Raw genomic sequence first — 25,872 nt, forward strand, 5'->3', positions numbered from 1 at the left:
AGGCGGGGAAGGGAGGTCCACTGTGGGCCAGTCATATCCACAATCAACCGAGCGAGATGCCCGGGGCAAAGAAGTCCTGGGAGGTGATGACATCGCTCGTTCCCTGACCCGAATCGCCTACGAGATCATCGAACGCAACAAGGGTGCACGTGGCCTTGTCATTGCGGGAATTCCTACACGCGGTGAATACCTCGCCCGCCGCCTCATTGAACGGATCAAGGAAGTCTCTGGCGAGCAAGCCGATCTGGCGATCATTGACACCACCATGTTCCGCGATGACCTCCATCGTCATCCCATCCGCACACCCCACCCGAGCAGTATCCCTGCCGGCGGGATCGATGCGCGCGTGGTTGTCCTCGTCGATGACGTGCTGTATACCGGACGCACGATCAAAGCGGCGCTGGATGCCCTTGGATCACTGGGACGTGCAGATTCTGTACAACTGGCCATCCTCGTCGATCGCGGACACCGTGAGCTGCCAATCCGCCCCGACTTTGTCGGCAAGAACCTGCCGACCTCGCGTGAGGAAACAGTCAAGATTCTCCTGACTGAAGCCGATGGGAAAGACGCCGTCATTCTGGGAGGACACAACTGATGACTTTCTCGCACCTGCTCAGTATTCGCGACCTGACCCGCGAAGATGCCATCGACATCCTCGACACTGCCGAAGCAATGGCGGCCACGCAGTCCCAGCGAGTCAAGAAATTGCCGACACTGTTGGGACGCACCGTCGTTGACCTGTTCTTCGAAGACTCCACGCGCACACGCTGGTCGTTTGAGACGGCTGCGAAACGCCTGTCCGCCGATGTCATCACCTTCCAGTCCAAAGGATCATCGGTCGCCAAAGGTGAAACCCTCAAAGATACGGCCTTGACGCTGCAGGCAATGGGCGCAGATGCCGTCGTGATCCGGCACCCCTCATCGGGCGCAGCTCACCGCCTCGCTCACGCGGGCTGGATCGACCTGCCCGTCATCAACGCAGGCGATGGCACTCACCAGCATCCCACCCAGGCGCTGCTCGATGCGATGACGCTGCGTCGCCACTTCAAGCGTGACGTGAGCGACCCGTCCGTCAACCCTGTTCCTGCGGGCACGGATCTGGCGGGCGCACGCGTGACAATCGTGGGCGATGTTCTGCATTCGCGTGTGGCGCGTTCCAACGTTGACCTGCTGAGCCTGCTGGGTGCGCACGTGACCCTGGTGGCACCGCCCACATTGCTGCCGATGGGTGTGGAGCAGTGGGCCTGCGACATTGACTACGATCTTGATCATGCGATCGACGAGGCTCCCGATGCGCTCATGATGTTGCGCGTCCAGCGTGAACGCATGAGCGGTGCCGGTGGAGGATTCTTCCCGTCACCGGGTGAATATCACGATGCCTACGGCCTGGACGTGCACCGCTATGCGCGTCTGAGCGACCACTGCATCATCATGCACCCCGGCCCCATGAACCGCGGCCTCGAAATCTGCGCAGAAGCGGCCGATTCGCCGCGATCCGTTGTTGTTGAACAAGTTGCCAATGGCGTGAGCGTCCGTATGGCGGCTCTGTACATGCTGCTTGCCCCGGAAGGAACCCACCGTGACTGATCACCCCACTCAACTGCTCATCACCGGACTCAACATCGAAGGAGACGGTCAGACCGACCTGCTCATCGAAGACGGAGTCATCATTGCCGAGGGCGACCAGGCTCGCGTCGATGGCGCCCATGCACACACGCTGGATGCAGACGGGCTCATTGCACTGCCCGGACTGGTAGACCTCCACACGCACCTGCGTCAGCCAGGCAAACAAGACGCCGAAACCGTCGAATCAGCCTCCCGCGCTGCGGCGGCAGGCGGCTTCACCTGCGTGCACGCCATGGCGAACACGTTACCCGTAGCCGACACAGCATCGGCAGTTGAACAGATCTGGTGGATGGGCCAGGAAATCGGATTGACCGAGGTACGCCCCGTCGGCGCCGTCACGAAAGGTCTTGAAGGCAAACACATGGCCGCACTGGGCGCGATGGCGAACTCGCGCGCTCAGGCTCGTGTCTTTTCAGATGACGGCAAGTGCGTGTCGGACCCGGTGCTCATGCGCCGCGCTCTCGAATACGTCAAGTCCTTTGGGGGAGTAGTCGCCCAGCACGCGCAGGATCCTGGACTGACCGAGGGCTCCCAGATGAATGAGTCAGAACTGTCCGGTGAGCTGGGCATGACCGGCTGGCCTGCAGTGGCAGAAGAGTCCGTGATTGCGCGCGATATTCTGCTGGCTCAGCACGTGGGATCTCGCCTGCATGTGTGTCACGTGTCGACCAAAGGATCGGTGGAACTGATCCGCTGGGGTAAGCGCATGGGTGTCAATGTGACAGCCGAAGCGACCCCGCACCACCTGTTCCTGACGGAGGACCTGGCTGCCACCTACGATCCGATCTATAAAGTCAACCCGCCGCTGCGCTCACGAGAAGATGTGGACGCGGTGCGTGAAGGCCTGGCCGACGGCACGATTGACATCGTCGCAACGGATCATGCGCCGCACAACATGGAAGAAAAAGACTGCGAATGGCAAGCCGGCGCATTCGGCATGCTTGGACTGGAAACGGCGCTGCCCATCATTATCGAAACGATGGTGAAGCCCGGACTGATGGACTGGCACGACGTGGCCCGCGTCCTGTCACGCACCCCGGCGCGCATCGGCTTGGTTGACCATCAGGGGCTGTCTCTCACCGTGGGTAACCCCGCGAATATTACGCTGGTCGATCCGACCGTGCGTGTGCGCGTCAACCGCTCTGACTTGCATTCACGCTCCGTCAACACGCCGTATGACGGAATGGATGTCACAGGTCGGATCATTCATACGATCTTCAACGGGAAGGTCACCGTCCGTGATGGTGCTTTGGCGGCAGAAGGGACCGCACAATGACCACACACGATGATCTGGCCTTGCTCGTCCTCGAAGATGGGCGCATTTTCCGTGGACGTGCGTGGGGAGCGCGTGGCCGCACATTGGGTGAAGTCGTCTTCGCCACGTCAATGACGGGGTACCAGGAAACATTGACGGATCCGTCCTATCATCAGCAGATTGTCGTCATGACCAGCCCACATATCGGCAATACCGGCGTCAATTCGGAGGACTCCGAATCCTCACAGATCTGGGTCGCCGGATTCGTGGTGCGTGACCCGGCCCGTCGCGCGTCCAACTGGCGTGCCTCAGGAGAGTTGGAAGAAGAACTGATCCGCCAGGACATCGTCGGAATCGCAGATGTCGACACGCGAGCCATTACACGCCACATCCGCTCTCACGGTGCGATGCGCGGGGGGATCTTCTCCGGCACCGCGCTGCCTGCAGGTGCCGAGTACATGAGCGAGTATGTGTGTGAGTCACTGGTACGCATCGTGCAGGACCAGCCTCACATGGCCGGTTCATCGCTTTCACAGGCGGTGTCAACGTCGCACACGTACGTGGTGCCGGCAGCAGAAGACGGAGCCGACAATCACAAACGCGTCGTGGCAGTGGATCTGGGCATCAAATCACGTACACCCGAGCAGCTCGCGGCACGGGGTGTTGACGTCTACGTCGTGCCCCAGGACATCACCGCCGGTGAGATCCTCGAACTCGAACCTGACGGCGTATTCTTCTCCAACGGTCCGGGTGACCCCTCAACCGCCGAGCACCAGATTGGTGTGCTCCGCGCCATCTTGGACCAGGGGATTCCCTTCTTTGGCATCTGCTTTGGCCATCAGCTTTTCGGCCGAGCTCTGGGATTTGGCACTTACAAGCTGGAATTTGGTCACCGGGGGGTCAACCAGCCAGTGCGCGATGAGCGCAGCGGACGAGTGGAGATTACCTCCCACAACCACGGTTTCGCCGTGGACGTGCCAGTCGGTGAGCCGGTAGTTGCTCCCTTCGACAAGGGACGGTACGGACGAGTTGAGGTCAGCCACATTGACCTCAATGATCGAGTGGTGGAAGGCTTACGCGCCCTCGACATTCCAGCATTCTCCGTCCAGTTCCACCCCGAGGCGGCGGCCGGTCCCCACGATGGGGAACACCTCTTCGACCAGTTTCTTTCCATGCTGAGCCACGATAAGGAGGATGCTTCCGATGCCTCAGCGCACTGATCTGAAATCCGTCCTCGTCATTGGTTCAGGCCCGATCGTCATCGGTCAGGCATGCGAATTTGACTACTCCGGGACGCAGGCCTGCCGTGTCCTGAAAGAAGAGGGCCTGCGGGTCATTCTCGTTAACTCGAACCCCGCAACCATCATGACCGATCCGGCGATGGCGGATGCGACATATGTGGAACCGTTGACCTGCGAAGTGGTCACCTCCATCATTGAAAAGGAACGACCCGATGCGTTACTGCCCACCCTGGGTGGCCAGACCGCCCTCAACCTCGCCGTTGAACTGGCAGAAAGAGGCGTACTCGAGCATTACGGCGTTGAACTGATCGGCGCCTCCATCGAGGCGATCCAGGCTGGTGAAAACCGTGAGACGTTCAAGGAAATCGTGGCGCGCTGCGGAGCTGAAGTTGCACGCTCATCCATTGCGCACACGCTGGAAGATTGCCATGCTGCTGCCGAAGAGCTCGGCTATCCGCTGGTAGTGCGTCCCTCGTTCACCATGGGCGGTCTGGGTTCGGGTATTGCGTTCACACCCGACGACCTTGACCGCATCGCTGGCGCAGGCCTCGAAGCGTCCATGACCACCGAAGTTCTGCTGGAAGAGTCCATCCTGGGATGGAAAGAATACGAGCTGGAACTGATGCGCGACGCCGCCGATAACGTGGTGGTTGTCTGTTCGATTGAAAATGTTGACCCTGTGGGCGTGCATACCGGCGATTCGATCACGGTTGCTCCGGCTCTGACCCTGACCGACCGTGAACTCCAGCGGCTGCGCGATATTGCGATCGCCGTGATCCGTGAAGTCGGCGTGGATACGGGTGGCTGCAACATTCAGTTCGCTGTGCACCCGCAGAGCGGGCGCATCATCGTCATCGAGATGAATCCGCGCGTCTCACGCTCTTCAGCTCTGGCCTCCAAGGCAACCGGTTTCCCGATCGCGAAGATCGCGGCACGTTTGGCCACTGGCTTCACCCTCGATGAGATTCGCAACGACATTACAGGCTCCACGCCGGCCTCGTTTGAACCGACGTTGGACTACGTGGTGGTGAAGGTTCCACGATTCACTTTCGAGAAGTTCCCTGAAGCCGATGAGACGCTGACGACATCCATGAAGGCCGTGGGCGAAGCAATGGCGATTGGGCGCAACTTCACCGAAGCCCTCAATAAGGCGCTACGGTCCCTCGACAAGACGGGCGTGCAGTTCCACTGGGACGGCGCCGATCCGACACCGGCGGATGTCGAGGACCTGCTCACCCGCATCGCCACCCCGACCGAACACCGATTCGTTCAGGTCCAACAAGCTCTGCGCGGGGGTGCAACCCTGGAACAGGTATGCGAAGCAACCGGCATTGACCCGTGGTTCATCGACCAGATCATGCTGATCAACGAGGTCGCCCGCAGCGTCAGGAACGCGCCGGCGCTGACTCCGGACGTGCTCACCGCGGCCAAGCGGCACGGCTTTTCGGATCGACAGATCGCGGTATTGCGTAGCCTGACCGAAGATACTGTGCGCCAGGTTCGCCACGCCTTCAACATCCACCCGGTGTTCAAGACAGTCGACACGTGCGCAGCCGAATTCGCGGCACGCACCCCGTACCATTACTCCTCTTACGATGAGGAAACGGAAGTTACTCCACGCAGTCGCGAAGCAGTGATGATTCTGGGTGCTGGGCCGAACCGAATTGGTCAGGGTCTTGAGTTCGATTACTCGTGTGTGCACGCAGCATTCGCACTGCAGGATACCTACGACACGATTATGGTCAACTGCAACCCAGAGACTGTGTCGACCGATTATGACATCTCAGATCGTCTCTATTTCGAGCCGCTGACCCTGGAAGACGTCATTGAAATCTACCGGGCAGAATGCGAGGCTGGTCCCGTTAAGGGTGTGTTGGTCCAGCTGGGTGGACAAACGCCACTGTCACTGGCCTCCGACTTGGAAGCGGCAGGTGTGCCGATTCTGGGAACTACGCCCTCGTCGATTGCGCTGGCGGAGGATCGCGAAGCCTTTGGTCATATTCTCAGCGAGGTGGAGCTGCCCGCACCTGCCCACGATATTGCGCACACGCCGGCGCAGGCTTTGGGTGTGGCGCAGGCGGTTGGATACCCGGTCCTGGTGCGCCCCTCGTTCGTGCTTGGCGGGCGCGGAATGGCGGTCATTAACGATGCGGACGCCCTGCGCGCCTACCTCGACCGCCCCGACATTGACGAGCTGTTCACCTCAGGTCCGCTCCTGATCGATCGGTTCCTTGACGACGCCATTGAAATTGACGTTGATGCGCTCTACGACGGCACCGAGTTGTTCATGGGCGCAGTGATGGAACACATCGAGGAAGCGGGCGTCCACTCGGGCGATTCGGCGTGTGTGCTGCCACCCATGTCACTGTCGGAGCGGGAAGTTGCCCGCATTACAGCTTCGACGGAAGCACTCGCCAGCCAGATCGGAGTGCGCGGCCTGATCAACGTCCAGTTCGCGCTCATGTCGAACGTTCTGTACGTGATCGAGGCCAACCCGCGTGCCTCGCGTACGGTGCCGTTTGCATCGAAGGCGACAGGCGTTCCGCTGGCGCAGGCGGCAGCCCGCATCCAGGTCGGCGCATCGATCCGGCAGCTCGTCGACGAGGGTGTCCTGCCCGCTGTTGACTCTCGGATCATCAATATGAATGCTCCCATTGCCGTGAAGGAAGCGGTATTGCCGTTCTCACGATTCCGCCGCGCTGACGGCGGGGTAGTGGACACAATTCTGGGTCCGGAGATGCGGTCGACCGGTGAAGTGATGGGAATTGACTGGCGTTTCCCGGCAGCCTACGCCAAGTCTCAGACTGGCGCGTACGGCGAGTTGCCAACGGATGGCACAGTGTTTATTTCGGTTGCTGACGGTGATAAGCGTGCCATGATTCTGCCGGTCGTGCGTCTGGCTGAATTGGGTTTCCACATCTTGGCAACGGAAGGCACTGCCTCAGTTCTGAGTCGCAACGGCGTGGATGCGCACATTGTGCGCAAGGGGTCTGACGGTCCTGGCCCCGACGGGGAACCGACCATTATTGACCTGATTCGTGACGGATTTGTCGACATGGTGGTGAACACGCCCCAGCGTTCGGCGCATCGCCAGGATGGCTTCATGATTCGAGCAGGGGCAACCGCAAACAACCGCACGATCATCACGACGCTGCAGGCATTCAGTGCCGCTGTTCAGGCAATCGACGTGCGCTTGGGTGGCACATATGACGTGTGTTCACTTCAGCGATGGGATGAGTTGCGTGCGCATGGAAACGAGAGCGGTGAAGACAAATGAGCACACCAGGTTTTGGTGATCGTCTGTGGGATCTGATGCGCCAGCGAGGCCCGCTGTGTGTGGGCATTGATCCCCATCCGGCGCTGCTTGATCAGTGGGGGCTGGAACGCAGCGCGCAGGGTGTGCGCGAATTTTCGATGCGGGTTGTTGATGCCCTGGGCGATCATGTTGCTGCCTTTAAACCCCAAAGTGCACTGTTCGAGCAGTACGGCTCTGCCGGCGTAGCTGTCCTGGAAGAAGTGATCGCCCGCTGCGGCGACACGGATGCGGTATGCATTGTGGATGCGAAGCGTGGTGACATCGGATCCACGATGGATGCGTATGCGGCAGCATATCTGGGGGAGGGGTCACCGCTTGCCGGCGATGCACTGACCGTCAGTCCGTATCTGGGTGTCGGAGCGCTGGCACCTGCCTACGAGCAGGCACAACAATCCGGACATGGTGTGTTCACACTGGCCCTGACATCGAATCCCGATGGTCACGGCATTCAGCATGCGACGGTGGACAATGCTCACAGCGTTGCAGGGCTTATCATCAGCGAGGTCAACACCCTCAACACGAAATGTGATTTCCAACACATTGGTCCGTTTGGTTTGGTGATTGGAGCAACGATTCAGTCGGCGTTAACCGACCTGCACATCAACATTGAGGATTTCACAGGTCCAATCCTGTCTCCAGGAGTTGGCGCGCAGGGTGCCGGATCGGAACAGGTCAGAGATGTTTTTGGACGTGCTGTCGATCGAGTGCTGGCGTCTTCGTCCAGGCAGATCTTACGCTGCGGTCCGGAAAAAGACCGTTTGGTTGGTGCCGTGAAGGAGGTGTGTGACTCTTTGAGGTTCCAGTGACACGGAGTTGATGACACGCCTCGAATTCCCTCGTAAGTGGCGCTTTGGGGCCATACTTAGAGTGTGAGTAACACATGTCACAATTAAGGGAGGTGAGCGGCGTGGCACTACCTAAACTCACTCCGGAACAGCGATCAGCTGCACTGGAGAAAGCCACGCAGGCGAGGCGCAGGCGTGCTGAAATTAAAACTGCGCTGAAGTCTCGATCCATGACATTGAGTGAAGTTTTTGACTTGGCTGAGTCTGATGAGGCAGTCGCAAAGATGAAGGTGACGTCCCTACTGGAGTCTCTTCCGCGCGTCGGAACCAATACCGCTGCAAAGTTGATGGCAGACATCGGTATTGCGCCCACGCGACGTGTGCGAGGTCTCGGACCTGTTCAACGGGAAGAATTACTCAAGAAATTCGGATGACGTGGCAAGATGGGGCTCATGAAACTTCATGAGCCCCATCTTACTGTTCTGGTTGGGCCGACGGCGGTCGGTAAGGGAACCGTTGTGCACGCCCTCCTGAGCCGCCATCCCGAGATCGCACTGTCCGTATCAGCCACCACCCGTGCACCGCGCCCAGGTGAAATCAATGGCACGCACTACTTCTTTGTGAGCGACGACGAATTCGATCGCCTGGTCAATGACGGACAGATGCTCGAATGGGCATTGGTACACGGCGCACATCGATATGGCACTCCTCGCAAGCCGGTTGAACAATGGCTGTCAGAAGGAAAGAGCGTTCTGCTCGAAATTGACGTGGCAGGCGCACGACAGGTTCGTGCTTCCATGCCTCAAGCGCATTTCATCTTCCTGGCGCCTCCCTCGTGGGATGAACTGAAACGACGCCTCACTGAACGCGGCACCGAAACGCTCGAGGAGCAGGAGCGGCGCCTGACCACCGCGCGAGCCGAACTTGACGCAGCTCACGAATTCGACGCAATTGTGATCAATGACGACCTTGACCAGGCCGTGACGGACCTAGCCGTCTTGATGGGGCTGGAGTAGACTGGACAAGCTAATTAGCCAGATTTACATGAGAAGAGGTCCCATGTCCGGAATTGTTGCCCAGCCTGAAGGCATCACCAACCCGCCGATCGACGACCTTCTGAACCGCGTCGACTCCAAGTATGCGCTGGTGGTCTTCGCGGCAAAGCGCGCCCGGCAGATCAACACCTACCAGCTCCAACTCGAGCAGAACATGGTGCAGTTCGTCGGACCCGTAGTGGAAAGTGACCCCGACGATAAACCGCTGTCAATCGCACTACGCGAAATCAACGAAGGCAAGCTGACGCTCGAATCTGCGCCTGAGGCCTGACCATGAAGCCACTGGTCGTCGTCGGAGTTGGCGGCGGCATTGCTGCGTACAAGGTGACCCGCGTAGTACGCGAACTCCAGCACCACGATTATGCAGTGAGAGTCATCCCCACTCAGGCTGCCACCCACTTTGTCGGTGATACCACGTGGCATGCGCTCAGTGGGCAGGCCGTCACAACCAGCGTATTTGACGGTGGAGCAACCGAGCACGTCGAGATTGCCCGCCACGCGCAGGCCATTGTGATTGCACCTGCCACGGCAGATCTCATTGCACGCCTGGCAGCGGGCATGGCAAACGATCTGCTCACCACCGTTGTGCTGGCTGCGCATCGCGATACGCCTGTCATTCTGGCACCCGCCATGCACAGTGCGATGTGGACTAACGCCGCAACTCAGGACAACATCCAGACACTGCGCACGCGTGGCATGATCATTATCGAACCGGATGACGGTCCGCTGAGCTCAGGAGACAGCGGCACAGGCCGTCTGCCTGATCCGCTCATCATCACGGAACGCGTCCTTGAAGCTCTCGAGCCGCACGAGGGGGACCTTGCCGGACGCAGCGTCCTCATTACGGCTGGCGGTACCCAGGAACCGATCGATCCCGTCCGTTTTATTGGCAATCGCTCATCCGGCCGGCAAGGATGCGCATTGGCAGCTGAAGCGCGTCGACGCGGGGCAGACGTGACCCTGGTTGCCGCCAACATCGACGATCACCTGATTCCGCACGGAATTACCGTCATCCCGGCCCCGACAGCCGCTGAGATGTATCAGGCAGTCACTGACCGCATCGCGACAACGGACATTGCGATCATGGCAGCTGCGGTGGCAGATTTCAGACCCATCCACGTTGCCGACGACAAGATCAAGAAAGATCCGTCGACTCAGGATGCGCCTGCCATCGAGCTTGAACGCACCACCGACATTCTGGCGTCGGTTGCCCACTTGCCCCAGCGTCCACCGGTGCTTGTCGGCTTTGCCGCCGAAACCGGCTCGCCTCAGGTTGTGCTCGAGCGTGGTGCCGACAAAGCTCGGCGAAAGGCAGCCGACCTGCTGGCTATTAACGCCGTAGGGAACGGACAGGGATTCGGTGACGTGGAATCTCAGGTCGTGCTGGTTGATCGCGAGGGACAGCCCGTGAAAACAGTCAGCGGATCGAAGGTAACAATTGCGGCCGGCATCATCGATGAGGTCGCACAGAGGATAGGTAAGATAACCCGGTGACATCGCTTCGACTTTTTACTTCGGAATCAGTAACTGAAGGTCATCCAGACAAAGTCTGTGACCGCATCGCGGATTCAATCCTTGATGCATTGCTCGAACAAGACCCACATGCACGTGCCGCGATCGAGGTTTTCGCCACCACTGGCCAGGTGCATGTCATGGGTGAAGTAACCACGGACCGCGCCTACGTGGAAATTCCGCAGATCGTTCGCGAGGAAATCTGCCGCATCGGATACACCTCGTCGCGAATTGGATTCGACGGCGCCTCTTGCGGTGTCTCCGTGTCGATCGGCCAACAAAGCCCGGACATTGCCGGGGGAGTGGAACGTTCCCTTGAAGCACGTGAAGGGGCTGATACAGCTGACCCGCGCGAACTTCAGGGCGCCGGCGACCAAGGCCTCATGTTCGGATATGCATCCGATGAGACACCGGATCTGATGCCTGCCCCGATCTGGACGGCACACAAGCTGTCTCATCGCCTCGCACAGGTTCGACACGACGGCACCATCGACGGTCTGCGCCCTGATGGCAAGACGCAGGTGACCTTCGGATATGACGAGAACCACACGCCCGTCAGTATCGAGACGATCGTTGTGTCCACCCAGCACGACGAGGCACTCACATTGGCAGACCTGACTCGGCAAGTGCGCCGCCATGTCATCGAACCAGTGCTGGACGAATCAGGTCTCAACGTGTCCTGGAAAGACGCCGAAATCCTCGTGAATCCATCGGGACGGTTCGTGTACGGCGGACCAGCTGCCGACGCAGGCCTGACCGGACGCAAGATCATCGTCGATACTTACGGCGGAATGGCGCGGCACGGAGGTGGCGCGTTCTCAGGTAAGGATCCATCGAAAGTTGACCGCTCAGCTTCCTACACGCTGCGCTGGATTGCCAAGCACATCGTTGCAACAGGCATCGCGAAACGCTGCGAAGTTCAGGTGGCTTACGCCATCGGCCGAGCACACCCGGTAGGTCTGTACGTCGACACCTTCGATACGGGGCAGGTAGACGATGCGACCATCGCGCGCGCAATCACCGACGTGTTCGACCTGCGCCCAGCAGGTATGATCGAGGACCTCGCTCTCTTGCGCCCGATCTACAAGGAGACCTCAGCGTACGGCCACTTCGGCCGACCGGGATTCCCGTGGGAAGACGTGACCCGCATAGAGGATCTGCGCGCAGCACTGAAAGGCTAAGACTATGGCGGACCGGGACGATTTCGATCTCGACCATGCTCCCTCGCGCGCGTGGATGATGCGAAGCGTCGTAGTGCTGGCCATTATGTCGGCTCTAGTCCTGATCGCCTCATTCGTCCTGTCCGTGGAAGCCTGGATCCTTGCAGGTGACCAGAACAGCCGCTTCGGATGCGATGTCAGCGATGCACTGTCATGCTCGGCAGTCGCATTGACACCGCAGGCCCGCGTCCTGGGATTCCCCAACGCATTTTTCGGAATCGCCTTTGGCGCAGCGGTGTTCACTATTGCATGCGCCCTTCTCACCGGCTCGCGCCTGTCACGTCTGTTCCTCATCGGCGCGGAAGTCCTCGCCGCCGGCGGTCTGGCCAGCGCACTATGGCTGTTTTACCAGTCCTACGTTGTCATCCAGGTATTGTGCCCGTGGTGCCTGGTGGTGTTCGTGTCATCACTGCTGATCTTCGCCACCATGACGCGTATCTGCCTGGTCCGCGAAACGCTGCCCTCAAGTGCCAGCATTCGCTCCCTCATAGCCTCGGGCACGGACTGGTGGATCACGAGCGGTATCCTTGTCATCATCGCCGCACTGATCGTCCTTAAGTACGGCCCGGAGCTCATTGCGTGAGACGCAATGGAGTCATACCTGCCGGGCTTCGAACCACCGCCACGTGAGGATTCCCGTGACCCACTGACTGTCGCGCACGTTCTGGTCGACGTCGACTTGGCGCACCTCGATCATCCGCTTGACTACGCCGTCCCACCCGAACTTGACTCTGCAGTAACTGTCGGTTGCACCGTGCGCGTTGCATTGGCCGGTACACGCCAACGAGGGTGGGTTGTGGGTCGGGAGACCGTACCGCACCACCGCGCCCTGTCACCCATCCAGTCCGTTGTTTCACGCACTCCGGTGCTCAACGAATCCACGCTGACACTGGCGCGCTACATTGCGCATAAACATCTGGCGACCACCTCACAGGTGCTCTCACTGGCGATCCCGGCGCGGCATGCACGCAGTGAAAAAGACGTTCTCGCTGCACACCGAGACTGCGCGGTGCCCTCGCCAATCTCAATGGACACGGAATTCCTGTCGTGGTACGAGGGGGACCCGACTGCGCCAGGGCGGATCGTCTGGCAGGTCGTGCCCCATGACTGGATACGCCAGCTGGCAACCGTTGTGGCAATCCGCTCGGTGCGCGCCCCTGTCATCGTGGTGGCCGCCACGCGTGAACAGGTGGATCGAATCGCTGCGCAGATCGCCCTGATCGTCGGTACCGACTGTGTCGAGACGGTCGGGTCGGATGATTCGGCAGCTCATCGATTTGCCGTTCATCTGCGCGCACTAGCCGGAGAACTGACCATCCTGGTGGGAACACGATCAGCTGTGTGGACACCAGTGAAGGATCTGGGAGCAATCATCGTGTGGGATGACGGTGATGACCGTTTAACCGAGGAGCGGTCTCCACGCACAAGCGCGCTCGATGTTGCGATCGCGCGTGCCCACCTGGAAGGGGTCGACCTGCTCAGCGCAAGCCTGGCACGGTCGGTGAAATCGCATATGCTGGTCAATTCCTCATGGGCAGTGCCGCTCACACCGCTGCGCCACGCGCTGCGCGAACATGCGCCGCGCGTACGTGTCCTCGATGACTTTGACGCGGCCAGGGAAGGCCCATCGGCAGGTAATATTCCGACCAGCGTGCAGCGCTTTATCCGGGAAAGTGCGCAGAGCGGGCATGTCCTGATTCAGGTGCCACGACGCGGCTATGTGCCGGTTATTGCTTGCGCACAGTGTCATCGGACGGCGCGATGTCAAAGATGCCACGGCCCATTGGCGATGCGAGGCGATCGCCAGATTGTGTGCCAATGGTGTCAGTGGGATGCGTCGGCGTTCACGTGCCCGCATTGCGCAGCGCACGCGGTGCGCGCACGCCAAATCGGCTCTGAACGCACGGCAGAGGAACTGGCTCGAGCTTTACCGGGATTGCCACTGGTGGTCTCTTCTGCAGACCATCGGATCGACACACTGCGTCCGACGGATTCACGAATCGTGGTGGCAACACCCGGCGCAGAACCTACCCTCGATGGCGGCTATGAGGCAGCCGTTATCCTCGATGCCGATACAACAGCCGCACGCCCTGAACTGTGGGCATACGAGGAAGCCATGCGCCGCTGGTTCGGAGCATTGTCACGTGTAGCGCCCGCACACCCTGCCATCGTTGTCGGTCTGTCAGATCCGACACTGGGTCAGGCCCTCGTGCGGTGGGATCCGGTCAGAGTTGCTGCCGATCAGCTGGCAGAACGTCGTTCTGTAGGATTCTTCCCCTTTACGACAATCGTTGCCCTCGACGGGCCTGCACCTGACGTTCACGCGATTGTGGCAAGTCTTTCAGATGCGGAGCTGCTCGGCACAGTTCCGATCGAACAGGCGCCCACACGCCGTGCAGCTGATAGTGCCCAGCTCTCCCTCGCCATGCCGGAACATGAGCCCGACCAGCACATCCGCACTCTTGTCCGCACGCCGATTTCGCATACAAATACGCTGCTTGACCAGCTGACACAGGTGCGGCAGCACCGCTCAGCCCACAAGCTGGCACCTGTGAGAATGGAAGTCAATCCTCCCGAGTTGTTCTGACACCGCTTAGACTCGATAGGTGATTTCTGTGCAGGACTTTTCGCTTCGGATCGGTGCACGCGTACTGATCTCGAACGCCACCTTCAGGATTGACCGCGGGATGCGTATCGGTTTGGTTGGCAGAAACGGTGCCGGCAAGACCACCATGATGCGCCTCTTAGCAGGGGAGAGCGATCACGGTGCCGCTGAGTTTACTGGGCACGTGCGTCGCAGCGGCACCATCGGATACCTGGCACAGGACACCCACATTGGCGACCAGAAGATGACGGGGCGTGAGCGCATCATCTCCGTTCGAGGTATCGACACCCTCATAGAGAAGATCCGCAAAGCTGAGCATGAAATGTCCACCCTGGAAGGGGAGCGCCAACAGCGGGCGATGGAGCGTTACGTCAAGCTCGACCAGCGTTTCACGAATGCTGGAGGGTGGGCTGCCAATGCTCAGGCATCGCAGATCGCTCATTCACTGGGATTAGACGATCGCGTGTTGGAGCAAAGCCTCGACACGTTGTCCGGTGGTCAGCGACGCCGCGTCGAACTGGCTCGGGTTCTTTTCTCAGAGGCTGATATTTTGCTGCTGGATGAGCCGACCAACCACCTTGATCACGATTCAATCCTGTGGCTGCGCGATTGGCTGCGCGCATACTCCGGCGGATTCATGGTGATCAGCCACGACGTCAAATTGCTGGATGACACGGTCAACTCCGTGTTCTATCTGGACGCGAACCGCACGGCACTGGATGTCTACCACCTCGGATGGTCTGCCTACCTGCGTCAACGCGACGAGGATGAACGCCGTCACCGCCGCGAACGCGCCAACGCGCTCAAGAAAGCCGAACAGCTGCGTGCGCAGGGCGAAAAGATGCGCGCGAAGGCAACGAAGGCTGTTGCGGCACAGCAGATGCTGCGCCGCGCCGATGAACTGATTGAGCAGGCTGGTCAGGAAATCCAGCATGAAAAGGTTGCGCGTTTGCGTTTCCCCGAACCTGCGCCATGCGGACGCGTGCCACTGTCAGGAGAGGGCCTGTCGAAATCCTACGGCTCGTTGGAAGTTTTCACTGGTGTGGATCTGGCAATTGACCGCGGCTCGCGTGTGGTGATCCTGGGTCTGAACGGTGCTGGTAAGACGACGCTGCTGCGCCTGCTGGCCGGCGTGGAAGAGCCTGATCTGGGGCAAGTCATCAGTGGGCATGGCCTCAAACTTGGCTACTACGCCCAGGAACACGACTTCCTGGACATGGACGCCACGGTGTATGACAACATGGCGCACGCAGCTCCTGACCTGGACACCACGCACGTTCGCAACGTGCTGGGGCAGTTCCTGTTTGGCGAGGACGACATCGATAAGCCGGCGCGCGTACTATCCGGCGGAGAGAAGACGCGCCTGGCCCTTGCGACGCTGGTCGTCTCTGCAGCAAATGTGCTGCTGTTGGATGAGCCGACGAACAACCTTGATCCAGCCTCTCGCGAGGAGATTCTCAACGCGCTGCGCACCTATGAGGGCGCCGTCGTCCTGGTCACGCACGATCCCGGCGCGGTCGAGGCGCTCAACCCGGACCGCGTGCTGGTGCTGCCTGACGCCGATGAGGATCTGTGGGATGAGTCGTACCTGGACCTGGTCACACTTACCTAGAAACTGCAGGTTAACGTGGTCGGACGCTAAGAGTCGACCTCGTCAATTGGGACGACACGGGTGGGAAAATCCCGGTAGGCCAGGTATTGCTGGAGCGAGTCGCGATGATCACGACACGCCAGCCATGTCTTGGATCGGCCAGTGTGAATGGCCGGATTTGACCAGATGATCGCAACCTCAGCCTTACGGCTGCATCCGCGTGCTGAACACGCCAAATCCTCTGGCCCGGGTGCCAGTGCCATCCAATCCCTCCTCGATCCTCGCTATTGTAGATACTATGACGACACGAACGCTTATCCTGGTACGTCACGCTGCTGCCGGTTCGAGCAGCTCCGGTGACCGTCAAAGGCCGCTGACTCCAGAAGGTGTTGAGCAGGCTCGGCGACTGGGACGACGAGTCTCACGCCTGATTGACCACGTTGATCTGTCACTGACATCGCCCGCCGTGCGTACACAGGAAACGGCGGCGCAGCTCCACACATCGATCGAGGTGCGCACCACCTCAGTTGATGACGAACTGTATCTGGCCGGCGCTGACAGTCTGCTCGACAAGGCGCGGAGCCTGCCCGCGTCAGTCACCTCAGTCATGATGGTCGGCCACGAGCCAGCTATTTCAGCAATGGCGGCATCGCTGGGGGCACGCCGATCCTGTAAGGAAAAAGTCCGTTGGGGTGTTCCCACGGGTACCGCCGTCGTCCTCACTTTCGAGGGCAATTGGTCGCAGCTGGCCGAGAACTCGTGCGAAATGGAAGTTTTTCGCGAGCCAGCGTGACGAAAGTGTGAAAACACTTACCTCAACGGTTCTCATACTGTGCACCAGGCGCCCGTACTGGGATCAGGGCGCTACACTATACGCGTACTAGACCATACCCAAGGGGAGAATTCATGTCCGGACACTCCAAGTGGGCAACCACAAAGCATAAGAAAGCAGCCATCGACGCCAAGCGTGGAAAACTCTTCGCCAGGCTCGTCAAGAACATTGAGGTGGCAGCCCGCACAGGTGGAGGAGATCCCGCAGGTAATCCCACGCTGTATGACGCCATCCAGAAGGCGAAGAAGAACTCCGTTCCGGCCGACAACATTGATCGCGCTGTCAAGCGTGGCTCCGGTGCAGAAGCCGGTGGCGCTGAGTACGAAACCATCATGTACGAAGGCTACGGTCCCGCAGGTGTTGCGATTCTGGTCGAATGTCTGACCGATAACCGCAACCGCGCGGCATCAGATGTACGCCTGGCATTTACCCGTTCCGGTGGCAACCTGGCTGACTCCGGCTCGGTGTCCTACCTCTTCTCCCGTCGCGGAATCGTCGAGGTGCCGGAGGCCGACGGTGTGGATGAGGATTCCATCATGGAAGCCGTACTCGATGCAGGTGCCGAAGATGTCGCCCAGCAAGGAGACGTCTTCGTCATTTCCTGTGAGCCGACCGAGGTGGTCGCTGTGCGCACCGCGCTGCAGGATGCAGGAATTGACTACAACTCTGCTGAGGCGCAGTTCGTTGCCTCGACACAGGTGGAACTCGACATTGAAGGTGCCACCAAGGTTATGCGTGTCGTGGACGCCCTCGAAGATTCTGATGACGTGCAGAACGTCTACCACAACATGTCACTGAGCGATGAAGTTCGCGCTCAACTTGAACAGGAGGAGGAATGAGCGAAAATCCCTCTGCTGCCACACCCACCGACGAAGGACGCCAGGTCGGAACCGACCGCGTCAAGCGTGGAATGGCGCAAATGCTCAAAGGCGGCGTCATTATGGACGTCGTCACCCCTGAGCAGGCGAAGGTTGCTGAAGACGCCGGTGCCGTGGCCGTCATGGCACTCGAACGCGTCCCCGCGGATATCCGCGCCCAGGGCGGCGTGGCCCGCATGTCAGACCCGGATCTGATCGACGGCATCATTGACGCCGTCTCCATCCCCGTCATGGCCAAAGCCCGCATCGGACACTTCGTGGAAGCGCAGGTGCTCCAGTCCCTCGGCGTCGATTACATTGACGAATCCGAGGTGCTGACCCCGGCTGACTACTCGCACCACATTGACAAGTGGAAGTTCACCGTGCCGTTCGTGTGCGGTGCGACCAACCTGGGTGAGGCTCTGCGCCGCATCAGTGAAGGCGCGGCCATGATCCGCTCCAAAGGCGAGGCCGGCACCGGTGACGTGTCGAACGCGACGACGCATATGCGCAAGATCCGTGACCAGATTCAGCACCTGACCTCGCTGCCCGAGGACGAGCTGTATGTGGCAGCGAAAGAACTGCAGGCACCGTATGAACTGGTCGCAGAGGTGGCACGAGAAGGCCGCCTGCCTGTCGTCCTGTTCACCGCCGGCGGCATCGCCACTCCTGCGGATGCCGCGATGATGATGCAGCTGGGTGCCGAGGGTGTCTTCGTTGGATCCGGTATCTTCAAGTCCGGTGATCCGGCTAAGCGCGCGAGCGCGATTGTGCGCGCAACAGCGGCTTACAACGATCCTGACACCATTGCGGAAGTCTCACGCGGACTGGGGGAAGCGATGGTCGGCATCAACGTTGACGATTTGCCGGTTGACCACCGCCTGGCTGAGCGCGGATGGTGACACCAGCGTGAGAACCATAGGCGTACTCGCGCTTCAAGGTGATATCTCAGAACATGTGCGGGCGCTGGAAGAATCCGGCGCCCGCGCTGTGTATGTGCGCCACCCTGACCAGTTGACACAGATCGACGGCCTGGTTATTCCCGGTGGGGAGTCAACCGCCATGTCTATCCTCATGCATGCCACAGGTATGGACGAAGGACTGCATGGGGCTGTGGATCAGAAAATGCCGATGTGGGGGACTTGTGCCGGCATGATTATGCTGGCCAGCACTATTCTTGACGGGCGCAGCGACCAGATCGCATTGGGCGCAATGGACATGACTGTCAGACGTAACGCATTTGGCCGGCAGGTCGACTCCCATGAAGAAGACCTGGAGGTGGATGGATTTGACACGCCATTTCGGGCATTGTTCATTCGCGCTCCATGGGTCGATACGGTCGGAGAATCTGTTCGCGTCATGGCGCGTGCCGACAACAAAGCTGACGGGCCGATTGTCGCACTGCGTAACGAGCACTGCCTTGCGACATCATTCCACCCTGAAATTGGGGGAGACAACCGGATCCATTCTCTCTTCGTGCAGATGGTTGACCAATGCGCGTAATGGGGATTGACCCGGGCATCACCCGATGCGGAATCGGAGTGGTCGATGTTGATGCGTCACGCGCAGCGGCGCTGGTTCACGTGGGCGTGGCCAGAACCAAAACCAGTCTGGCCACCCATTTTCGCCTCGCATCCATTGCCCAGGAGATCCGGCACACCATTGAGACCTTTCAGCCTGAAGTGGTGGCCATTGAACGGGTTTTCGCACAGGACAACCTTCAGTCAGTAACCACCACAATGCAGGTGATGGGCGTGGCCATGTCATGTGTCGGGCAGGCACGTCTGCCAATGGCAGTCCATACACCGTCAGAAGTCAAAGCAGCGATCACCGGTTCTGGCACCGCCGGGAAAGCGCAGGTGCAGCACATGGTGGCTCGCATCCTCCGCCTCGATACTCCGCCGAAGCCAGCAGACGCGGCTGACGCCCTTGCAATTGCAATCTGTCACGCCTGGCGAGGCTCAGGCTTGCTCGGCGCGGGGGATGATTCTCAGATTACCGTGTCCCTGTCAGGCAAAGTCTCCTCCAAGGGCACCATGACACGGGCTCAGCAGATCTGGGCAGAAGCTCAGGCGACGCAACACCGCACGGGTGCGGTCGATCCGCGCTGGCATCGCCGCTAAGATGGAACAGATGTTCGTAGCGAGGAGGAATAACGGTGATCGCACTGCTGACTGGAACGGTTGAGCACATCGGCCTGGATGAAGTCACTGTGGTCAACGGTGGAATTGGATGGGCCGTCAAGGTCACTCCACCAACGGCGCACAGCCTGATCCGTGGCAATGAGGTCACGCTCCACATCGTCATGGATGTCAAGGAAGATGCGATCACTTTGTTCGGCTTCCCGACGCGTGACGAGAAAGACGTGTTCACCGTGATCCGCACCGTCTCCGGAGTGGGACCGCGCATCGCCCTGGCGGCGTTGGCAGTTCTCACACCCGACCAGCTGCGCGACGCCCTCGCCCAAAAAGACAGCGCACAAATCAGGAAGATCCCCGGAGTGGGGCCAAAACTTGCTGATCGGATCGTCCTTGAAATTGGGAACAAGCTGGGGCCCGCTGCACACGCTGAAGATGTACCCAGCGAACCCGACAGTGATGAAGTGACCGAGGAAGTCACCGCTGCACTGGTACAGCTCGGCTGGACACAGGCGATTGCCCGAAAAGCAGTCGACTCACTTGCCGGGCAGGGGATGGGGGCATCCGACCTTCTGCGCGCATCACTGATCAAGCTGGGAGGCACCCGTGGATGAGATGGATGACGACCTGTCTGAGCGCATTGTCGCGCCCGATGCGACGGAACTGGAGCGCGCAGCTGAAGCTGCTCTCCGTCCGAAACACCTCAGCGAATTCGTGGGTCAGCCGCGCGTGCGCACACAGCTCGAACTGGTGTTGAAAGCAGCGATCGGTCGCTCTGTCACACCCGACCACGTGCTCCTGGCCGGACCGCCTGGACTGGGAAAGACAACCCTGGCGATGATCATTGCGCAGGAGATGGGATCCTCACTGCGCCTAACCTCCGGACCTGCGATCCAGCACGCTGGCGACCTCGCCGCGATCCTGTCTGGCCTGCAGGAGGGCGACATCCTCTTTATCGACGAGATTCACCGCCTGGCACGCACCGCTGAAGAAATGCTCTACCTGGCGATGGAAGACTTCCGTGTCGACGTGGTCGTTGGCAAAGGTCCGGGCGCCACGTCGATTCCGCTGACACTGCCACCGTTTACAGTGGTGGGCGCGACCACGCGTGCCGGGCTGCTGCCTGCACCGCTGCGCGACCGCTTCGGCTTCACCGGGCACCTGGAGTTCTACGAGACAGAGGACCTGGTTCAGGTCATCAACCGGTCGGCAGGGCTACTGGGAGTGTCGGTGAGCGATGAGGCAGCCCATGAAATCGCCTCCCGTTCACGCGGCACGCCACGTATTGCAAACCGTCTGTTGCGCCGCGTACTTGACTACGCGCAGGTGCATGGGGACGGAACACCCACACTGGAATCGGCGCGTGAAGCACTGGCATTGTTTGAAGTGGACCAGTCGGGACTGGACAGACTGGATCGCGCCGTCCTCGAAGCACTGTGCGTGCGCTTTGGCGGAGGGCCGGTGGGGCTGTCGACGTTGGCTATCACCGTGGGCGAAGAAGCTGAAACCGTTGAAACTGTCACTGAACCGTACCTGATGAGGCAGGGGTTCATTGTTCGCACCCCACGCGGCCGTGCAGCTACACCGAAAGCATGGTCACACCTGAATCTGACCCCTCCGAGCGATCAGGACACGCTGATTTAAACGTGAGGTAGCACGCACAGTGGCGCCGTTCGTCGCGATCGAGAAGACGAACAGGTAGACTGCAACGGGCGCCGTGTACTGTCACGGTGCTGTCATATACGTAGATTTGTCGAGGATGAAGAGGTTTCCCCGTGCAAGGTACCGGCTCGTTAATGCTTTGGCTGCCGCTGTTGTTGATGCTGATTGTGATGTTTTGGTTCTCATCACGCGCTCGCAAGAAAATGGCGAAACAGCAGGAAGAACAGCAACGGATCATCAGCGAACAGATGGTGCCCGGTGCATGGGTGAAGACCGCCGTAGGGTTCTGGGGACGCTACGTGGATCAGGATGGCGACATCGTCATCCTGGAAACGTCGGACGGCACCGAAACTTACTGGGAACGTTCCGTCATCCGCGAAGTCGGCGAGCCACCTTTCGCCACGGAATCAGCTGATCACATCGAAGAAGCCATTTCCGAGGAAGAAGATGAGCCTGCTGTACTTGGGTATGATCCCATCGAACCTGAGACACCCTCGTCAGTGAACGAGGGCGACACGCTCGCAGCGGATCTTAAGGACGAGGATAAGCGGGACAAGAACCGCAACAAGGACGATATTCCGCCCGTCATCTAATTCATTCATCCATTCATCGACTTCATTGACCAAGGACTCCATCACTGTGGCTAATAAGAAACGTCGCCCGGTGCGCACACTTGTCGCGCTCTTTGTTGTGATCGCTATCGGCATCGCAGCACTGCTGATCGGACGCGCAACTCAAGGTGCATCACTCCATCCGAAGCTGGCTCTGGACCTCGAAGGTGGAACCCAGCTGATTCTGACGCCGAATACGACAGGCGAAGACGACCGCAACATCACTGATGAGGACATCACTGAGGCGATCAACATTATCCGTAACCGCGTGGACGCCTCGGGTGTCTCCGAATCGGAAATCACCTCAATGGGTTCGAACAACATTGTGGTCTCGCTGCCTGGCCGTCCCTCAGAGGAGACGCTGAATCTGATCCGCTCATCTTCTCAGATGGACTTCCGTCCAGTGCTGCAGGTCGGTGCCGCAGTTGCACCCAGGCAACAACTGGAAGCGGCTCAAAGCGGCGATTCCGGCCAGTCGGGAGCCGGCAGCGCGCAGTCTGGAGATGCAGCCGACCAGCCGCAGTCGCAAACCCTTGTGTCCACAGCCATGTCCGAGGATGAGGCCCGCCAGGCTGCCGACCAGGATAAGGATGGGAAACTGAGCACCGAGCCGGCGACCACACCGGAGAACAACTCGGACTCGGCATGGATGACCGAGCAGGTCGTGTTCGACTTCCTGACCCTGGACTGCATGTCGACTGAGGCACGCACCCAGACCACTCCCGGTGATCCCGACAAGCCTTATGCCACGTGCTCGGATGACGGAACCCAAAAATTCCTGCTTGGCCCGATCGATGTCAAAGGTGAGAACCTGAATTCAGCCCAGGCCGCAATGGACTACAACCAGACGGGGCAGGCAACAGGCGAGTGGGTTGTGAGCCTCGAATTCGACTCAGTCGGTACCGAAGCATTCAAGGAAGCGTCAACTCGTCTGGTCGGCTTCCAGAATTCTGATCCCACGCGTAACCGCTTCGCAGTCGTCCTTGACAATAGGGTGATTACCTCACCGTCGATGAATGCAGCAATCACTGACGGTCATGCCAAGATCAGCGGTAATTTCACGCCAACCAGTGCCAAGGCACTGGCCAATCAGCTAAACTTCGGTTCACTGCCATTGGACTTCACCGTCCAGTCCGAGCAGCAGATCTCTGCAACGCTCGGATCCGACCACCTGGCCAAGGGCCTGTGGGCCGGTCTGATCGGTCTGATCCTGGTTGTCCTGTTCATGATCTGGCAGTACCGAGGCCTGTCGATCATCTCGATCGGTTCACTCCTGATGGCGGGCGTGATCACCTACCTGGTCATCACGTTGCTGTCATGGCTGATGGAATATCGCCTCTCACTGCCTGGCGTAGTTGGCCTGATCGTTGCAGTTGGCGTCACCGCTGACTCGTTCATCGTCTACTTCGAACGCATCCGCGACGAGGTGCGTGACGGTCGCCCGCTCGTGGCAGCCGTCGACGAAGGATGGGAGCGGGCCAAACGCACCATCATGATTTCGGACGCGGTGAACCTCGTGGCCGCCGTGGTGCTGTACATGCTCGCGGTGGGTGGCCTGCAGGGATTCGCCTTCACATTGGGCGTGACGACGGTGGTTGACCTTGCGGTGATCTTCTTCTTCACGCACCCGATGATGGAGCTGTTCATCCGCATCCCATTTTTCGGTGAAGGCCACAAGCTGTCCGGTTTGGATCCCGAACACCTCGGTGCAAAGTCCAGTGCCATCTACGCGGCGCGTGCACGCACTGATGTGCGCAAGACGAAGTCAGTATCAACGCCATCGGGGAGCACAGCGGTCGGCACCCGTAAATCGCTTGCTGAGCAGCGCCGAGAACAAGCCGCTGCGGCTAAGCAGGAGGAAGCACGATGAGAAGTTACGCCCAGTGGGGAAACGCCCTGTATGCGGGCGAGAAATCCTATCGGATCGTCCCGAACCGCAAGATTTTCGTGTACGCGGCCGGCATCACGCTGGTTGTCTGTGCGCTCCTCGTGTCAGTGCTGGGACTGCGTCAATCCATCGAATTCACCGGTGGTTCGCAATTCTCCATGATCGGCATTAGCCAAAGTGAACAGCAGCTTGCATATGATGCAGCCAAATCCGCGGGCGTGACCGACGTGCGCGTGTCGAATCTGGGTCAGAACGGTATCCGCGTCCAGACACCGTCACTGGACCCCAACCAGACAGCGCAAGTTCGCGACGCGCTGGCAGAGGCATACGATATATCCACAGATGATGTCCAGTCCTCGTCGATCGGCCCGTCATGGGGCAAAGACGTTACCGGGAAGGCACTGCAGTCTCTGGTCATCTTCCTGGCGGTCATCACCGCCTTGATGACGGTGTACTTCCGCTCGTGGACCATGTCAATCTCTGCTATGACGGCTCTGCTGCACGACGTGGCCCTGACCGTCGCGTTCTTCGCGATCACTCGAGTCGAAGTCTCACCTGCAACCGTCATTGGCTTCCTGACCATTTTGGGATACTCCCTGTATGACACGGTGGTCGTTTTCGACAACGTGCGCGGCCTGACGAAGAATGTGTGGGAGCAGAAGCGCTACACATATGGCGAACTGGTCAATCTCGCCGTCAACCAGACGATGGTGCGTTCCATTAACACTTCCGTTGTCGCACTTCTGCCGGTGGGAGCGATCCTCGTGATCGGTACTGTTCTTCTGGGTGCGGGCACGCTGACGGATATTGCTCTGGCACTGTTCGTCGGAATGATTGTGGGTACCTACTCGTCGATATTTATCGCCTCGCCGCTGTTGGTCATGCTGGAGGAGCATCGGTCACGCGCCCGTGAACACAACACCATCGTCGCCAGGCAACGCTCAATCGATTCGACTGACGAGGGTGACCACGCCCCAACATCCGACAGTGTTCAGGCACACGCTGTGGCGGCGCGACCGGTCATCCCGGGGCACCGTCTTGGCAATGATGCTCAACCTCAACGAAAGAAGCGTAAGCGCAAATGACAGAAGAACTCGGAAGGCGCATCAAGAAACTGGTCGTCGACAATATGCGTGACGTCCCCGGTTTCCCGCAGGAAGGCGTCCTCTTCCACGACATCACACCGCTGCTGGCCAACGGCCCGGCGTTCCAGGAAACTATCAATCTGCTCTGCGAGCACTACGAGGGACGCATTGACGCTATCGCAGGCCTGGAGTCACGAGGCTTCGTCCTGGCTGCACCGATGGCGACACGTATGGGCATCGGTATGATCACGATTCGTAAGGCCGGCAAACTGCCCGGACCGGTGATCGGTGAGGATTACTCCATCGAATACGGCATCGCTCGCATGGAGCTTCGCCCGGACTCTGTCGTAGAGGGACAACGCGTCCTGATCATTGACGACGTGCTGGCGACCGGCGGCACGGCACGTGCCTCGGTGAATCTGCTTGAGCAGTGCAAGGCCGAGGTTGCAGGTGTGGCGGTCCTCCTGGAACTGACGGAATTGAAGGGCCGAGACAAGCTTGAGGGCTTGGATGTGCAGTCTGCAGTGGCACTGTCTGTCTGACATCACCCGGTAACTTTCCAGCTCAGGCGCGCTTCCTCACACGTGGGGGCG

Annotated in this window: 26 protein-coding genes; 25 read left to right on the forward strand and 1 reads right to left on the reverse strand. The window is 59.6% G+C overall.

The genetic code is table 11. The features are described from left to right. Positions 1-22: 22 nt before the first annotated feature. The 14 genes from pyrR (at position 23) to AC1EJ1_RS02780 (ending at position 16,227) form a co-directional block, all read left to right on the forward strand. Positions 23-595, forward strand: coding sequence for a bifunctional pyr operon transcriptional regulator/uracil phosphoribosyltransferase PyrR (gene pyrR, locus AC1EJ1_RS02715; protein WP_285014024.1), 573 nt, complete (start codon positions 23-25; stop codon positions 593-595). Beyond that, entirely contained in the window at positions 595-1,587 is a 993-nt protein-coding gene (locus AC1EJ1_RS02720; protein WP_058236793.1) for an aspartate carbamoyltransferase catalytic subunit, read from the forward strand. The genes pyrR and AC1EJ1_RS02720 overlap by 1 nt, the downstream gene beginning before the upstream one ends. Beyond that, complete coding sequence (locus AC1EJ1_RS02725) at positions 1,580-2,902, forward strand: dihydroorotase (RefSeq protein ID WP_285014025.1); 1,323 nt, start codon at positions 1,580-1,582, stop codon at positions 2,900-2,902. Before AC1EJ1_RS02720 ends, AC1EJ1_RS02725 begins: the two co-directional genes overlap by 8 nt. Then, positions 2,899-4,101: a glutamine-hydrolyzing carbamoyl-phosphate synthase small subunit gene (gene carA, locus AC1EJ1_RS02730; RefSeq protein WP_070727314.1), complete on the forward strand. Its 1,203-nt coding sequence runs from the start codon at positions 2,899-2,901 to the stop codon at positions 4,099-4,101. The genes AC1EJ1_RS02725 and carA overlap by 4 nt, the downstream gene beginning before the upstream one ends. Next, entirely contained in the window at positions 4,085-7,399 is a 3,315-nt protein-coding gene (gene carB, locus AC1EJ1_RS02735) for a carbamoyl-phosphate synthase large subunit (RefSeq protein ID WP_285014026.1), read from the forward strand. Before carA ends, carB begins: the two co-directional genes overlap by 17 nt. Beyond that, a complete protein-coding gene (pyrF, locus tag AC1EJ1_RS02740; RefSeq protein ID WP_285014027.1) occupies positions 7,396-8,244 on the forward strand; it encodes an orotidine-5'-phosphate decarboxylase in 849 nt (282 codons plus the stop codon). Before carB ends, pyrF begins: the two co-directional genes overlap by 4 nt. Before the next feature lie 101 nt (positions 8,245-8,345). Continuing rightward, positions 8,346-8,657 (forward strand): integration host factor, actinobacterial type, encoded by a 312-nt coding sequence (gene mihF, locus AC1EJ1_RS02745; protein ID WP_058236788.1) that lies wholly within the window; start codon positions 8,346-8,348, stop codon positions 8,655-8,657. Between the two features lie 9 nt (positions 8,658-8,666). Further along, complete coding sequence (gene gmk / locus AC1EJ1_RS02750) at positions 8,667-9,239, forward strand: guanylate kinase (protein WP_480295302.1); 573 nt, start codon at positions 8,667-8,669, stop codon at positions 9,237-9,239. Positions 9,240-9,282: 43 nt separating this feature from the next. Then, the gene (gene rpoZ, locus AC1EJ1_RS02755) at positions 9,283-9,549 is read left to right on the forward strand and encodes a DNA-directed RNA polymerase subunit omega (protein WP_285014029.1); all 267 of its coding nucleotides are present in this window, start codon (positions 9,283-9,285) and stop codon (positions 9,547-9,549) included. A 2-nt stretch (positions 9,550-9,551) separates the two neighbouring features. Further along, positions 9,552-10,772 carry a bifunctional phosphopantothenoylcysteine decarboxylase/phosphopantothenate--cysteine ligase CoaBC gene (coaBC, locus tag AC1EJ1_RS02760; protein ID WP_285014030.1) on the forward strand — a complete coding sequence of 407 codons (1,221 nt, stop codon included), beginning with the start codon at positions 9,552-9,554 and terminating at the stop codon, positions 10,770-10,772. Next, positions 10,769-11,971, forward strand: a complete 1,203-nt coding sequence (gene metK, locus AC1EJ1_RS02765) for a methionine adenosyltransferase (protein ID WP_285014031.1) — start codon at positions 10,769-10,771, stop codon at positions 11,969-11,971. Before coaBC ends, metK begins: the two co-directional genes overlap by 4 nt. 4 nt (positions 11,972-11,975) lie before the next feature. Beyond that, positions 11,976-12,593 carry a vitamin K epoxide reductase family protein gene (locus AC1EJ1_RS02770; protein WP_285014032.1) on the forward strand — a complete coding sequence of 206 codons (618 nt, stop codon included), beginning with the start codon at positions 11,976-11,978 and terminating at the stop codon, positions 12,591-12,593. A 6-nt stretch (positions 12,594-12,599) separates the two neighbouring features. Beyond that, positions 12,600-14,597, forward strand: a complete 1,998-nt coding sequence (locus AC1EJ1_RS02775) for a primosomal protein N' family DNA-binding protein (RefSeq protein ID WP_285014033.1) — start codon at positions 12,600-12,602, stop codon at positions 14,595-14,597. Between the two features lie 19 nt (positions 14,598-14,616). Further along, entirely contained in the window at positions 14,617-16,227 is a 1,611-nt protein-coding gene (locus AC1EJ1_RS02780) for an ABC-F family ATP-binding cassette domain-containing protein (protein ID WP_285014034.1), read from the forward strand. Between the two features lie 26 nt (positions 16,228-16,253). On the opposite strand, the gene AC1EJ1_RS02785 is transcribed toward AC1EJ1_RS02780, so the two are convergent. Then, positions 16,254-16,469, reverse strand: a complete 216-nt coding sequence (locus AC1EJ1_RS02785; protein WP_285014035.1) for a hypothetical protein — start codon at positions 16,467-16,469, stop codon at positions 16,254-16,256. A 35-nt stretch (positions 16,470-16,504) separates the two neighbouring features. Here AC1EJ1_RS02785 and AC1EJ1_RS02790 point away from each other — a divergent pair, with 35 nt between their 5' ends. The 11 genes from AC1EJ1_RS02790 (at position 16,505) to AC1EJ1_RS02840 (ending at position 25,821) form a co-directional block, all read left to right on the forward strand. After that, positions 16,505-16,999: a SixA phosphatase family protein gene (locus AC1EJ1_RS02790; RefSeq protein WP_070727411.1), complete on the forward strand. Its 495-nt coding sequence runs from the start codon at positions 16,505-16,507 to the stop codon at positions 16,997-16,999. 113 nt (positions 17,000-17,112) lie between these two features. After that, positions 17,113-17,877, forward strand: a complete 765-nt coding sequence (locus AC1EJ1_RS02795) for a YebC/PmpR family DNA-binding transcriptional regulator (RefSeq protein WP_480295303.1) — start codon at positions 17,113-17,115, stop codon at positions 17,875-17,877. Further along, on the forward strand, positions 17,874-18,797 hold the full coding sequence (gene pdxS / locus AC1EJ1_RS02800; protein WP_058236778.1) for a pyridoxal 5'-phosphate synthase lyase subunit PdxS: 924 nt from the start codon (positions 17,874-17,876) through the stop codon (positions 18,795-18,797). Before AC1EJ1_RS02795 ends, pdxS begins: the two co-directional genes overlap by 4 nt. A gap of 7 nt (positions 18,798-18,804) precedes the next feature. After that, entirely contained in the window at positions 18,805-19,398 is a 594-nt protein-coding gene (pdxT, locus tag AC1EJ1_RS02805) for a pyridoxal 5'-phosphate synthase glutaminase subunit PdxT (protein WP_058236913.1), read from the forward strand. Further along, positions 19,389-20,018 carry a crossover junction endodeoxyribonuclease RuvC gene (ruvC, locus tag AC1EJ1_RS02810; RefSeq protein WP_058236777.1) on the forward strand — a complete coding sequence of 210 codons (630 nt, stop codon included), beginning with the start codon at positions 19,389-19,391 and terminating at the stop codon, positions 20,016-20,018. Before pdxT ends, ruvC begins: the two co-directional genes overlap by 10 nt. 35 nt (positions 20,019-20,053) lie before the next feature. Next, positions 20,054-20,647, forward strand: coding sequence for a Holliday junction branch migration protein RuvA (gene ruvA, locus AC1EJ1_RS02815; RefSeq protein WP_285014037.1), 594 nt, complete (start codon positions 20,054-20,056; stop codon positions 20,645-20,647). A gap of 1 nt (position 20,648) precedes the next feature. Beyond that, positions 20,649-21,677, forward strand: a complete 1,029-nt coding sequence (gene ruvB, locus AC1EJ1_RS02820; protein WP_285014318.1) for a Holliday junction branch migration DNA helicase RuvB — start codon at positions 20,649-20,651, stop codon at positions 21,675-21,677. 152 nt (positions 21,678-21,829) lie between these two features. Then, positions 21,830-22,288 (forward strand): preprotein translocase subunit YajC, encoded by a 459-nt coding sequence (locus tag AC1EJ1_RS02825; RefSeq protein WP_285014038.1) that lies wholly within the window; start codon positions 21,830-21,832, stop codon positions 22,286-22,288. 46 nt (positions 22,289-22,334) lie between these two features. After that, a complete protein-coding gene (gene secD, locus AC1EJ1_RS02830; RefSeq protein ID WP_285014039.1) occupies positions 22,335-24,176 on the forward strand; it encodes a protein translocase subunit SecD in 1,842 nt (613 codons plus the stop codon). After that, the gene (secF, locus tag AC1EJ1_RS02835; protein WP_480295304.1) at positions 24,173-25,279 is read left to right on the forward strand and encodes a protein translocase subunit SecF; all 1,107 of its coding nucleotides are present in this window, start codon (positions 24,173-24,175) and stop codon (positions 25,277-25,279) included. The genes secD and secF overlap by 4 nt, the downstream gene beginning before the upstream one ends. Then, positions 25,276-25,821, forward strand: a complete 546-nt coding sequence (locus tag AC1EJ1_RS02840; protein WP_070727295.1) for an adenine phosphoribosyltransferase — start codon at positions 25,276-25,278, stop codon at positions 25,819-25,821. The genes secF and AC1EJ1_RS02840 overlap by 4 nt, the downstream gene beginning before the upstream one ends. Positions 25,822-25,872 lie beyond the last annotated feature (51 nt).

The organism is Pauljensenia sp. C0170B4, from assembly GCF_056590235.1.

Bases quoted from the DNA above. Each gene is read 5' to 3' on its own strand.
- AC1EJ1_RS02720 (WP_058236793.1), top strand. From the start codon at position 595: ATGACTTTCTCGCACCTGCTCAGTATTCGCGACCTGACCCGCGAAGAT.
- carA (WP_070727314.1), top strand. From the start codon at position 2,899: ATGACCACACACGATGATCTGGCCTTGCTCGTCCTCGAAGATGGGCGC.
- carB (WP_285014026.1), top strand. From the start codon at position 4,085: ATGCCTCAGCGCACTGATCTGAAATCCGTCCTCGTCATTGGTTCAGGC.
- pyrF (WP_285014027.1), top strand. From the start codon at position 7,396: ATGAGCACACCAGGTTTTGGTGATCGTCTGTGGGATCTGATGCGCCAG.
- gmk (WP_480295302.1), top strand. From the start codon at position 8,667: ATGGGGCTCATGAAACTTCATGAGCCCCATCTTACTGTTCTGGTTGGG.
- rpoZ (WP_285014029.1), top strand. From the start codon at position 9,283: ATGTCCGGAATTGTTGCCCAGCCTGAAGGCATCACCAACCCGCCGATC.
- coaBC (WP_285014030.1), top strand. From the start codon at position 9,552: ATGAAGCCACTGGTCGTCGTCGGAGTTGGCGGCGGCATTGCTGCGTAC.
- AC1EJ1_RS02770 (WP_285014032.1), top strand. From the start codon at position 11,976: ATGGCGGACCGGGACGATTTCGATCTCGACCATGCTCCCTCGCGCGCG.
- AC1EJ1_RS02775 (WP_285014033.1), top strand. From the start codon at position 12,600: ATGGAGTCATACCTGCCGGGCTTCGAACCACCGCCACGTGAGGATTCC.
- AC1EJ1_RS02785 (WP_285014035.1), bottom strand. From the start codon at position 16,469: ATGGCACTGGCACCCGGGCCAGAGGATTTGGCGTGTTCAGCACGCGGA.
- AC1EJ1_RS02790 (WP_070727411.1), top strand. From the start codon at position 16,505: ATGACGACACGAACGCTTATCCTGGTACGTCACGCTGCTGCCGGTTCG.
- AC1EJ1_RS02795 (WP_480295303.1), top strand. From the start codon at position 17,113: ATGTCCGGACACTCCAAGTGGGCAACCACAAAGCATAAGAAAGCAGCC.
- pdxS (WP_058236778.1), top strand. From the start codon at position 17,874: ATGAGCGAAAATCCCTCTGCTGCCACACCCACCGACGAAGGACGCCAG.
- ruvC (WP_058236777.1), top strand. From the start codon at position 19,389: ATGCGCGTAATGGGGATTGACCCGGGCATCACCCGATGCGGAATCGGA.
- ruvB (WP_285014318.1), top strand. From the start codon at position 20,649: ATGGATGACGACCTGTCTGAGCGCATTGTCGCGCCCGATGCGACGGAA.
- AC1EJ1_RS02825 (WP_285014038.1), top strand. From the start codon at position 21,830: ATGCTTTGGCTGCCGCTGTTGTTGATGCTGATTGTGATGTTTTGGTTC.
- secF (WP_480295304.1), top strand. From the start codon at position 24,173: ATGAGAAGTTACGCCCAGTGGGGAAACGCCCTGTATGCGGGCGAGAAA.
- AC1EJ1_RS02840 (WP_070727295.1), top strand. From the start codon at position 25,276: ATGACAGAAGAACTCGGAAGGCGCATCAAGAAACTGGTCGTCGACAAT.